This window comes from Nocardia sp. NPDC057353 (genome assembly GCF_042667085.1).
Classification (GTDB): domain Bacteria; phylum Actinomycetota; class Actinomycetes; order Mycobacteriales; family Mycobacteriaceae; genus Nocardia.
This window is the reverse complement of record NZ_JBHVAK010000003.1, coordinates 29,054-42,049: the sequence shown is the minus strand read 5'-3', so window position 1 is coordinate 42,049 and position 12,996 is coordinate 29,054. Positions and strand designations below refer to the sequence as shown.

Here is a 12,996-nt window from a genome sequence, read left to right as displayed (position 1 = left end):
CAGCGCATGTGGTTCCTGAACCGCTTCGATCCCGAGTCCTCGGTCGACAACATCCCGGCGGCGGTCCGGCTCTCCGGGCTGCTCGACCGGCAGGCGCTGCAGATCGCCGTGGCCGACGTGCTGGCCAGGCACGAGTCGCTGCGCACCTACTACCCGGAGCTGGACGGCACCGGCTTCCAGAAGGTGGTCCCGACCGGGCAGGTCATCCCGGACCTCTCGCCCGCCGAGGTCACCGAGGCCGAGCTGCCGCTGCGGATCGCCGAGTTCGTGCGCACCGCCTTCGACGTCACCGTCGAGGTGCCGTTCCGGGCAAGGCTCTTCGAGGTCAGCCCGACCGAGCACGTGCTCGCGCTGGTGGTGCACCATATCTCCGCCGACGGCTTCTCCATGGGCCCGCTCACCCGCGACGTCATGACCGCCTACGGCGCCCGCGTCGACGGCGGCGAGCCCGCCTGGCGCCCGCTGGACGTGCAGTACGCCGACTTCGCGCTCTGGCAGCGCGCGGTGCTCGGCCGCGAGGACGACCCGGAATCGGTGATCGCCCAGCAGATCGGGTACTGGACCGCCGCGCTGCGCGGCATCCCGGAGCAGCTCGACCTGCCGTCCGACCGCCCCCGCCCCGCGGTGGCGACCGGCCGCGGCGGCACACACGCCTTCGAGATCGACGCGCAGACCCACGCCAGGCTGGCCGAGCTGGCCCGCGGCCGCGGCGCGACGCTCTTCATGGTCACGCACGCCGCGCTGGCGGTGCTGCTCGCGCGGCTGGCCCGCGAGGAGGACATCGCCATCGGCACGCCGATCGCTGGCCGTGGCGAGCGCGCGCTCGACGACCTGATCGGCATGTTCGTCAACACCCTCGTGCTGCGCACGCCGGTGGACCCTGGCGCCTCCTTCACCGAGCTGCTTGCGCAGGTGCGCAGCACCGACATCGCCGCCTTCGGCCACGCCGACCTGCCCTTCGAGCGGCTGGTCGAGATCATCGACCCGGCCCGCTCGCAGGCGCGGCACCCGCTCTTCCAGGTCATGCTCTCGTTCCAGAACGTCGGGCAGAACAGCCTGGAGCTGCCCGGGCTCACCGTCAGCGGCGTCGACATGGCGCTCGACGTGGCCAAGTTCGACCTGCAGCTGGTGCTCACCGAGAAGGCCGAGCCGCTCTCCGGCATCAGCGCCGAGCTGATCTACGCCACCGACCTCTTCGACCGGCGCACCGTCGCCCGCTTCGGCCGCCGCTTCACCCGGCTGCTGCAGGCGCTGACCGCGGAGCCGGAGCGCCCGGTGGGCGATCTGCCGCTGATCGACGCCCGCGAGACCGAGCAGGTGCTGCGCACCTGGAACAACACCGCGTACCGGGTGGACCGGGACGCCACGCTGGTCTCGATGTTCGAGGTGCAGGCGGCGGCCACCCCGGACGCCCCCGCGCTCACCTTCGAGGGCGAGACGCTGAGCTACGCCGAGTTCGCGGCGCGGGTGCACCGGCTGGCCCGGTACCTTGCCGCCGCGGGCGTCGGCCCGGACACCCTGGTCGCGCTCGGCATGCGCCGCTCGCTCGACCTGGTGATCGGCATGTACGCGGTGCTCGCCGCGGGCGGCGGCTACGTCCCGCTCGACCCGGACCAGCCCGCCGAGCGCATCGGCTACGTGCTGGAGACGGCGCAGCCGGTGCTCACGCTGACCACCACCGGCGACGAGTTCGCCGCGGGCGAGGCCGTCTCGATCGATACGCTGGACCTCGCCGGGTACTCCGACGAGCCGCTGACCGATACCGGCCTGCGGCCGGCGAACACCGCGTACGTCATCTTCACCTCCGGTTCCACCGGCCGCCCCAAGGGCGTCGCGGTCTCGCACGCGGCGATCGTGAACCGCCTGGTGTGGATGCAGGAGGAGTACGGGCTCGACCGCTTCGACGTGGTCCTGCAGAAGACCCCCGCCACCTTCGACGTCTCGGTGTGGGAGTTCTTCTGGCCCCTGCAGACTGGCGCCCGGCTGGTGGTCGCCAAGCCGGACGGGCACCGCGATCCGCAGTACCTGGCCGAGGTGATCGCCGCGGAGCAGGTGACGACGGTGCACTTCGTGCCGTCCATGCTCGCCGTCTTCGTGGACGAGGCCGACCCGGCCGCCTACACCGGGCTGCGCAATGTCTTCGCCTCCGGCGAGGCGCTGCCCGGCGGGGTGGCGCAGCGGCTGCTGAGCGCCTCCGGCGCCTGGCTGCACAACCTGTACGGCCCCACCGAGGCCGCGGTCGACGTGACCTTCCACGAGGTCACCGAGGCCGACACGGTCACCGTGCCGATCGGCGCGCCGGTCTTCAACACCCAGGTCTACGTGCTGGATTCGCGGCTGCGGCCGGTGCCGGCCGGGGTGCCCGGCGAGCTGTACCTGGCCGGCGTCCAGCTGGCCCGCGGCTACGTCGCGCGGCCGGAGCTGACCGCGGACCGCTTCGTGGCGAGCCCGTACGGCGCGCCGGGCACCCGCATGTACCGCACCGGCGACCTGGTCACCTGGACCGACCGCGGCGAGCTGGAGTATCTGGGCCGCACCGACTTCCAGGTGAAGCTGCGCGGCCTGCGGATCGAGCTCGGCGAGATCGAGACCGCGCTGGCGGCGCACCCCGCGGTGGCGCAGGCCGTCGCGGTGGTGCGCTCCGACGACCGGCTCGGCGACCGCCTGGTCGGCTACGTGGTGCCCGGCTCGGGCCCGGTCGACATCGCCGCGCTGCGCGCGCACGTCGCGGCGCAGCTGCCCTCGTACATGGTCCCGGCCGCGCTGGTGGTGCTGGACGAGCTGCCGCTCAACCCGAACGGCAAGTTGGACCGGCGCGCACTGCCGGAGCCGCAATTCGAAGCAGCGGTATTCCGCGCGCCGGCGACGCCGGTGCAGGAGCTGGTGGCCGACACCTTCGCCCACGTCCTCGGCATCGAGGTCGGCGGCGACCGGCCCATCGGCCAGGACGACGACTTCTTCGACCTCGGCGGCAACTCGCTGATCGCCACCCAGGTGGTGGCCAGGCTCGGCGCCGCGCTGAACACCAGGGTGGGAGTCCGCACGCTCTTCGAGGCCCCGACGGTGGCCGCGCTCGCGGCCCGGGTCGAGGCCGGGGCGGGCAGCGGCCGCGGCCGGGCGCTGGTGGCCGGGGCACGTCCCGCGACCATCCCGCTCTCGCTGGCCCAGCAGCGCATGTGGTTCCTGAACCGCTTCGACAGCGCCACCGCGGTGAACAACATCCCGATGGCGGTCCGGCTCACCGGCGACCTCGACGCCGAGGCGCTGCGCCGGGCGGTCGCCGACGTGATCGAGCGGCACGAGGTGCTGCGCACCGTCTACCCGGAGACCGTCGACGGCCAGGGCGTGCAGGTGGTGCTGCCCGCGAGCCAGGTCGGCATCGACCTGACCCCGATCACCATCACCGAGACCGAGGTCGAGGAGCGGATCAGCGAGCTCGTGCTGGCAGGCTTCGACGTCACCGCCGCGGTGCCGGTGCGCGCCGCGCTGCTGCGCATCGCGGGCTCCATGGACGGCTCGCAGCCCGACACCCACGTGCTGGTCTTCGTGGTGCACCACATCTCCGGCGACGGCTGGTCGGTGCAGCCGCTGGCCAAGGACGTCATGATCGCCTACGCCGCGCGCTCGCGCGGCGAGGCGCCGGGCTGGGCGCCGCTGCCGGTGCAGTACGCCGACTACGCGCTCTGGCAGCGCGAGACGCTCGGCTCCGAGGACGAGCCGGACTCACTCATCTCCCAGCAGGTGCGATACTGGTCGGCGAACCTGGCCGGGTTGCCGGACCAGCTCGACCTGCCCGCGGACCGCTCCCGGCCCGCGGTCGCCTCCAACCGCGGCGGCGTGCACGCCTTCTGGCTCGACGCCGACCTGGTGCACGGGCTGAACGCGATGGCCCGCGCGCACGGCGCCAGCCTCTTCATGGTGGTGCACGCCGGGCTCGCCGCGCTGCTGGCCCGGCTCTCGAACAGCGACGACATCGCCGTCGGCACCGCGGTCGCCGGCCGCGGCGAGGCCGCGCTGGACGACGCCATCGGCATGTTCGTCAATACCCTGGTGCTGCGCAGCGCGGTCGACCCGGCCGAGCCCTTCGCCGAGCTGCTGGCCAGGACCAGGGAGACCGACCTGGCCGCCTTCGGCCACGCCGACCTGCCCTTCGAGCGGCTGGTGGAGATCCTGAACCCGGCCCGCTCGCAGGCGCGGCACCCGCTCTTCCAGGTCATGCTCTCCTTCCAGAACACCGGCGACGCCTCCTTCGCGCTGCCCGGACTCGAGGTCACCGGGGTGCCGCTGGACGTGGTGACCGCCAAGTTCGACCTGCACCTCAACCTCACCAGCGCGGGCGACCACGAGGGCATGGCGGCCGAGTTCGCCTACGCCACCGACCTCTTCGACCCGGCAACGATCACCGGTTTCGCGCAGCGCCTGGTCCGGCTGCTGACCGCGGCGGTGGCCGCGCCGAACGCCCCGGTCGGCGAGATCGAGCTGCTCGACGCCGCCGAGCGCACCCAGGTGCTGGAGAGCTGGAACGCCACCGCGCACCCGGTCGACGCCGCCGCCACCCTGGTCTCGCTGTTCGAGGCGCAGGCCGCCCGCACCCCGGACGCGCCCGCGCTCACCTTCGAGGGCGAGACGCTGAGCTACGCCGAGTTCGCCGACCGGGTGCACCGGCTGGCCAGGCACCTCGTCGACCTCGGGGTCGGGCCGGACGCGCTCGTCGCGCTCGGCATGCGCCGCTCCTTCGAGCTGGTAATCGGCATGTACGCGGTGAGCGCGGCGGGCGGCGCCTACGTGCCGCTCGACCCGGACCACCCGGCCGAGCGCATCGCCTACGTGCTGGAGACCGCCCAGCCCGCCGCGGTGCTCACCACCGCGCGGGACGCCTTCGCCGCCCCCGGCTTCCGGACCGTCGAGATCGACACCCTCGACCTGGCGGAGCTCTCCGGCGCCCCGCTCACCGACGCGGAGCGGCGCGCGCCGCTGCGCCCGGCGAACACCGCGTACGTCATCTTCACCTCGGGCTCCACCGGCCGCCCCAAGGGCGTCGCGGTGACGCACGCGGCGATCGTGAACCGCCTGGTCTGGATGCAGGCCGAGTACGGGCTGGACGCGACCGACACCGTGCTGCAGAAGACCCCCGCCACCTTCGACGTCTCGGTGTGGGAGTTCTTCTGGCCGCTGCAGCTCGGCGCCCGGCTGGTGGTCGCGCGGCCGGACGGCCACCGCGACCCCGGCTACCTGGTGCGGATCATCACCGAGCAGCGGGTCACGGTCGCGCACTTCGTGCCCTCCATGATGTCGGTCTTCGTGGCCGAGGAGCGGGCCGACGAGTGCACCTCGCTGCGCGCGGTCTTCGCCTCCGGCGAGGCGCTGCCCGCGGCGACCGCGCAGCGGCTCGTCGAGCTGACCGGCGCCAGGCTGCACAACCTGTACGGCCCCACCGAGGCCGCGGTCGACGTGACCTTCCACGAGGTCACCGAGGCCGACACGGTCACCGTGCCGATCGGCGCGCCGGTCTTCAACACCCAGGTCTACGTGCTGGATTCGCGGCTGCGGCCGGTGCCGGCCGGGGTGCCCGGCGAGCTGTACCTGGCAGGCGCGCAGCTGGCCCGCGGCTACGTCGCGCGGCCGGAGCTGACCGCGGACCGCTTCGTGGCGAGCCCGTACGGCGCGCCGGGCACCCGCATGTACCGCACCGGTGACCTGGTCACCTGGCGGGCGAACGGCGAGCTGGAGTACCTGGGCCGCACCGACTTCCAGGTGAAGCTGCGCGGCCTGCGGATCGAGCTGGGCGAGATCGAGTCGGCGCTCACCGCGCTGCCGAGCATCGCGCAGTCGGTGGTGGTGGTCCGCTCGGACGACCGCCTCGGCGACCAGCTGGTGGCGTACCTGATCCCGGCGGCGGGCGCGACGGTCGAGCTCGACGCGGTGCGCGCCGAGCTCGGCGGCGAGCTGCCCGGCTACATGGTGCCGAACGCCTTCGTGCTGCTCGACGCCTTCCCGCTGAACCCGTCCGGCAAGCTGGACCGCAGGGCGCTGCCCGCGCCGGTCTTCGAGGCCAAGGTGTTCCGTGCACCCGCCACCCCGATCGAGGAGATCGTCGCCAACACCTTCGCCGACGTGCTCGGCGTCGGCCGGGTCGGCGTGGACGACGACTTCTTCGAGCTGGGCGGCAACTCGCTGCTCGCCACCCAGGTGACCGCGCGGATCGGCGCGGCGCTGGACAGCCAGCTCGCGGTGCGCGACCTGTTCGAGGCGTCCACGGTGGCCGCGCTGGCCACCAGGGTGGAGCGCGCGGCCGGGTCCGGCCGGGCGCGGCCGGTGCTGGTGGCGGGGGAGCGGCCGGAGCAGATCCCGCTCTCGCCCGCGCAGGCCAGGTACTGGTTCCTGAACCAGTTCGACACCACCACCTCCGCGGTGGACAACATCCCGCTCGCGGTGCGGCTCTCCGGCGCGCTCGACGTGCACGCGCTGGAGCAGGCCATCGGCGACGTGCTGGCCAGGCACGAGGTGCTGCGCACCACGTACCCGAGCGGCGACGACGGCCCGCGGCAGGTGATCCTGCCGGTCGGGCGGACCGCGCCGACGCTGGCGGTCACCGACGTCACCGAGGACGACCTGGTGCCGACGGTGATCCGGTTCGCCATGACCACCTTCGATGTCACCGTCGAGGTGCCGCTGAAGGTCGCGCTGTTCCGGATCGCGGACGCGGAGCACGTCGTGGCCTTCGTGGTGCACCACGTCGCCGCGGACGGCGCGTCCATGGGCCCGCTGGCCCGCGACCTGATGGCCGCGTACATCGCGCGGGTCGGCGGCGAGACGCCGTCCTGGACCCCGCTCCCGGTGCAGTACGCGGACTACGCGCTGTGGCAGCGCGAGGTGCTCGGCGCCGAGGACGACCCGGAGTCGCTGGCGGCCCGCCAGGTCGCCTACTGGAAGGCCGCCCTGGACGGGCTCCCGGACCAGCTCGAGCTGCCCGCGGACCGCCCGCGCCCGCCCGCGCAGTCCTTCCACGGCAAGGCGATCCGCTTCGAGATCACCCCCGAGCGGCACCAGGCGCTGGCCGATCTGGCGCGGGCCAACCAGTCCTCGCTGTTCATGGTCGTGCACGCCGCGCTCGCGGTGCTGCTGGCCCGGCTCTCCGGCACCGACGACATCGCGGTCGGCACCCCGATCGCGGGCCGCGGCGAGCGCGAACTCGACGACCTGATCGGCATGTTCGTCAACACCCTCGTGTTCCGCACCAGGGTGCGCTCCGAGGCGGGCTTCGCCGACCTGCTCGCCGAGGTGCGCGAGCGCGACCTCGAGGCCTTCGCCAATGCCGACGTCCCGTTCGAGCGGCTGGTCGAGGTGCTCAACCCGGAGCGCTCCACCGCCCGCAACCCGCTCTTCCAGGTCGGGCTCTCGTTCCAGAACCTGGCCGAGACCACCATCACCCTGCCTGGGCTGACGGTGAGCGCGGTCGACTTCGACTCCCAGCTGGCCAAGACCGACCTGCACGTCACGCTCTACGACCGGTACGCCGAGGACGGCACCCCCGCCGAGATCATCACCGAGTTCGGCTACGCCACCGACCTCTTCGACGAGGCCACGGTGCAGGGCTTCGCCGACCGGTTCCTCCGGGTGCTGGACGCCGTTGTCGCCGACCCGGCGGTCGCGGTCGGCGAGATCGAGCTGCTCGCGGGCGACGAGCGCACCCGCATCCTGGACACCTGGAACGACACCGCGCACCCGGTGGACACCGAGGCCACCCTGGTCTCGCTGCTCGACGCCACCGTCGAGGCGCAGCGCGACCGCATCGCGCTGGTCGCCCCCGACGGCGAGCTGAGCTACGCCGAGCTCGGCGTCCGGGTGAACCGGCTGGCGCGCTACCTGATCGAGCGCGGGGTCGGCCCGGAGGACCGGGTGGCGCTCGCCATCCGGCGCTCCGCCGACCTGGTGATCGCCATGTACGCGGTCACGGTCGCCGGTGCGGCCTACGTTCCGGTCGACCCGGACCAGCCCGCCGAGCGGGTCGAGTACATCCTCGGCACCGCCGCCCCGGCCTGCGTGCTCACCACGGCCGGGGACGGCTTCGAGACCGCGGCGGCCGAGGTCGTCGCGCTGGACGAGCTGGACCTGGCCGGGCTGGACGGCGCGCCGGTGCGCCCCGGCGAGCGCCGCACCGCGCTCACCCCGGCGAACACCGCGTACGTCATCTTCACCTCCGGCTCCACCGGCCAGCCCAAGGGCGTCGCGGTGCCGCACGGCGCCATCGCCAACCAGCTGCAGTGGAAGACCGCCGAGTACGGCCTCGGCGCCGACGACGCGGTGCTGCTCAAGACCGCGGCCACCTTCGACCTCTCGGTGTGGGAGTTCTGGTCCGCCGCGGCGTCCGGCGGCAGGCTGGTCATCGCCACCGCCGACGGCCACCGCGACCCGGCCTACCTGCACGCGCTCATGGCCGAGACCGGCGTGACCACGCTGCACGTGGTGCCGTCCATGCTGGACGCGCTGCTCACCGAGGGCGCGCTGCCGGGTTCGCTGCGCCGGGTGCTCGCCATCGGCGAGGCGCTGCCCGCGGCGACCGCGCAGAAGTTCCGGCGCGGCGACGCGGCCGGGCTGTTCAACCTGTACGGCCCGACCGAGGCGGCGGTGTCGATCACCGCGCACGAGGTCACCGCGGGCGACATCGTCTCGGTGCCGATCGGCACCCCGGAGTGGAACTCCCGGGTCTACGTGCTGGACGCGCGGCTGCGGCCGGTTCCGGTCGGGGTCTCCGGCGAGCTCTACCTGGCCGGTGCGCAGCTGGCCCGCGGCTACTTCGCGCGGCCGGAGCTGACCGCGGACCGCTTCGTGGCCAGCCCGTTCGAGCCCGGCGCCAGGATGTACCGCACCGGCGACCTGGTCGCCTGGAACGCGGGCGGCGAGCTGGAGTACCGGGGCCGCACCGACTTCCAGGTGAAGATCCGCGGCTTCCGCATCGAGCTCGGCGAGATCGAGGCCGCGCTGCTCAGGCAGCCAGGGATCGCCGCCGCCGCGGTGCTGGCTCGGACCGATCCCGGCCTCGGCGACCGGCTGGTGGCCTACGTGGTGCCGACGGGCGAACTCGACAAGCGCGAGCTGGCGGCTGCGCTGGCGGGCGAGCTGCCCTCGTACATGGTGCCGAGCGCCTTCGTCGAGCTGGCGGCGCTGCCGCTGAACGCCAACGGCAAGCTGGACCGGAACGCGCTGCCGGAGCCGGAGTTCGAGAAGGCCGTCTTCCGTGCCCCGTCGACCCCGGCCGAGAAGCTGGTGGCGCGGGTCTTCGCCGACGTGCTCGGGGCCGAGCAGATCGGCGCGGACGACGATTTCTTCGCGCTCGGCGGCAACAGCATCCTCTCCATCCAGCTGGTCTCGCGGGCGAAGACGCTCGGCGCGGTCTTCTCCGTGCGCGACGTCTTCGACCAGCGCAGCGTGGCCGGGCTGGCCGCGGTCGCCGGTGCGGTGCGCGGCGGGCCGTCGCTGGCCGAGCTGGCAGGCGGCGGGGTCGGCGAGGTCGCGCTGCCCGCCGCGCTCGCCGCGCTGGACGGCGCCGACGCGGTCGCGCTGCGGTTGCCCGCCGACACCGGTGAGCAGGAGCTGCGGGCGGCGCTCGCGGCCCTGCTCGACCGGCACGACGCGCTGCGGCTGCGGCGCACCGACGCGGTGCTGGAGCTGCGCGAACGCGGTGCGGTCGACGTCGACGACGTACTGCGCGTCGAGCGTGTCGCGGATGAAGCGAGTGCCGCCCGAGCCACCGCGGCCGAGGTGGAGACCACCAGGGCCGATGCGGCATCGAACGCGGTGCCTGAGCTGGACGCCGCACTGGCGCGCGCGCTGGCGACCGAGGCGGCCGCGCTCGACCCGGCCGCCGGGGTCGTGTTCCGCGCGGTGCGGCTCGCGGCCGACGGCGGCGCGGACGTACTGCTGCTGGTCGCGCACCGGCTCGCGGTCGACCCCGCCTCCTGGCGGATCATCACCGGCGACCTCTCCCGCGCGCTGGCCCAGGCAGGCGCGGGCGAGTCGATCGAGCTGCCTGAGGTCGGCACCTCGGTGCGCCGCTGGCTGCACGAGGTCGCGCAGGATCGCGAGACCGTCGCCCCCGCGGCCGAGGTCGACGTCGTCGGTGCCGCGCCCGTGCGGCACGTGCGGACCGTCCTCTCGGCGGCCGACAGCGACGCGGTGCTCCGCGTCGTCCCCGGCCTCTACCACGGCGTCCCCACCGACGCCCTGCTCACCGCGCTGGCGCTCGCCACCGCGCGCTGGACCGGGAACCCCGCCACCACCGTGCGCTACGTGAACGACCTGCGCCCGGTCGCGGCCGTTCGCGGCGCCGAACTCTCCCGCACCGTCGGCGACTTCACCGTCACGCACCCCCTTCGACTCGACCTCGGCACCGCCGGGATCGGCGAGGGGCAGGCGCTCAAGCTGGTCAAGGAGCAGGTGCTCGCGGTGCCGGAGCGCGGGTACCCGTCGCTCTTCGCCGCAGGCGAGCCGAGCGGGATCACCTTCCGCTTCACCGGCGCCCCGGTCGAGGGCTTCGCCGCCTACCGGCTGCCCACCGTGCCCCCCGCTGTCGCGGGGAGCAATGTGGCCGCCGGGGTCGGCGCGGCAAGCGCCGCCGCAGGCGATGCGGCCTCGGAGGTCGGCGCGGCAAGCGCCGCAGGCGACGCGGTGGCCTCGGTCGCCGGCGTGGCAGGCACCGCCGGAATCGAGGTGCTGGCCTCGGTCACCGCCACCGGTGAGCTGGTCACCGACTTCACCGGCCCCGCCGAGCGGCTGGACGAGCTCGCCGAGCTCTGGACTTTGGCGCTCACCGGGCTCGCCGAGCACGCGGGTGCCAAGGACGCGGGCGGCTACACCCCGTCCGACATGCCGCTGGTCCGGGTCCGCCAGGGCGACCTGGAGGAGTGGGAGCGCGGCTACCCCGGCCTCACCGAGGTCTGGCCGCTCACCCCGCTGCAGTCCGGGCTGCTGTTCCACGCCCTCATGACCACCGCAGGCACCGACATCTACGTCATGCAGGCCAAGGTCGACCTGCTCGGCACGGTGGACGCGGACCGGCTGCACACCGCGGCCCAGGGCATCCTGGACCGCTACCCGAACCTGCGGGCCGGCTTCGTCACCGACTCCGACGGCCAGGCCGTCCAAGTCGTGCCGGAGCGGGCCGAGGTCCCGTGGCGCGAGGTCGACCTCACCGACCGCGACGATCCCGCCGCCGCGCTGCGCGAACTGCTCGCCGCCGACCAGGCCGACCGGTTCGACATGGCGGCCCCGCCGCTGGTCCGGTTCACCCTCTACCGCACCGCCGCCGAGCAGTACCACCTCTCGATCACCACGCACCACGTGCTGATCGACGGCTGGTCCATGCCGCTGCTCATGCAGGACCTGCTGGTGCTGTACGCGGTGCACGGCAACCGCTCCCAGCTGCCCGCCGTCACCCCGTACCGGGACTTCCTCGGCTGGCTCGGCGAGCGCGACCTGAACGCCTCGCTGCGCACCTGGGCCGAGGCGCTGGACGGCGCGGGCGAACCCACCGAGCTGGCCTCGCCCGCCCGCGGCCAGGAGCGGTACGAGACCGGCAAGCTGATCACCTCGATCGACCCGGAGCGGGCCCGCAGGCTCACCAAGCACTGCGCCGAGCTCGGCATCACGGTGAACACGCTGGTCCAGGCGGCGTGGGGCATCCTGCTCGGGCGGCTCACCGGCCGCACCGACGTGGTGTTCGGCGCCACCGTCTCCGGCCGCCCCGCCGAGCTGCCCGGCGTGGAGTCCATGGTCGGGCTCTTCATCAACACCCTGCCGGTGCGGGTGCGGATCGACGACCACTCACCCGTCGCCGACCAGCTGGTGCGGCTGCAGCGCGAGCAGGCCGACCTGCTCGACCACCACTACGTCGGGCTCGCCGAGATCCAGCGGACGGCGGGCGCGGGCTCGCTCTTCGACACCCTGCTGGTCTTCGAGTCGTACCCGATCGACCGGGAGGCCATCGCCGCCGCCAGCTCCATCGACGGCATGTCGGTGAACGGCGTCGGCGTGCTCAGCAACACGCACTACCCGATGACGCTGCAGGTCACCGCCGAGTCGACCATCGTGTTCGACTTCGAGTACCTCACCACCCGGTTCACCGACGAGGAGGTGCGCACCCTCTCCGCCCGGCTCATGCGGGTGCTGGAGGGGCTGCTCGGCGACCCGAACGGGCTGGTCGGCGACATCGACATCCTGGACGCCGAGGAGCGCGGCAGGCTGCTCGCCGAGTCCGGGGTGGTCGCCGCCGCGCCCGAGCCGGTGAACCGGGTCGGGGCGCGCACGGTGTCGAAGGTGCTCGGCGAGGTGGTCGAGGCCGACCCGGAGGCGCCCGCGCTGCTCGCAGGCGAGGACGAGTTGCCGTACCACGTGCTCGACCGCCGCTCCTCGCAGCTGGCCCGGGTGCTGATCGGCCGCGGGATCGGCCCGGACGACGTGGTCGCCGTCGCGCTGCCGCGCTCCGTGGAGTCGGTCGTCGCGATCTGGGCGGTGCAGAAGGCAGGCGCCGCCGTGCTCCTCGATGCCACCGCTGGTGCCCGCTACGGCATCGGCTCCGGCACCGGTGACCTCGAGTGGATCGACCCGGCCGACGACGCGGTCCGCTCGGCCATCGCCGGAGCGCCCGCACACCCGGTCTCCTACGCCGACCGGGTGCGCCCGCTCGGCGAGGAGAACCCGGCCTTCGTCCTCGCCGACGGCACGGTCTACAGCCAGGTGGCCGCGCTCGACCTCGCGCTCCGGGCGCGCGACGAGCACGGCGTCGACTACGAGTCGACGACCTTCACCACCGCCGGTGCCGGGCTGGTCGCGGTCGTCGAGTTCCTCGCCGCCGCCACGGCGGGCGCGCTCTCGGTGCTGCCCACCGGTTCGGTCGAGGACGACCTCGCCGACGGTGAGGTGTCGCACTGGTTCGTCGCCGCAGGCGACGATACGTCCGCGGCCGGTGACGAGGTCACCATCGTCACGGTGGAGTGA

General features: G+C 73.7%; 1 protein-coding gene (running past one end of the window). It reads left to right on the top strand.

Going from position 1 to position 12,996, the window contains the following annotated elements; all coding sequences use genetic code 11:
- Nucleotides 1–12,996 carry the 3' end of a non-ribosomal peptide synthase/polyketide synthase gene (locus tag ACFUUZ_RS02250; RefSeq protein ID WP_378691611.1) on the top strand. It extends 24,033 nt beyond the left edge of the window, so only the last 12,996 of its 37,029 coding nucleotides appear in the window; its start codon lies off the left edge, out of view; it ends in the stop codon at nucleotides 12,994–12,996.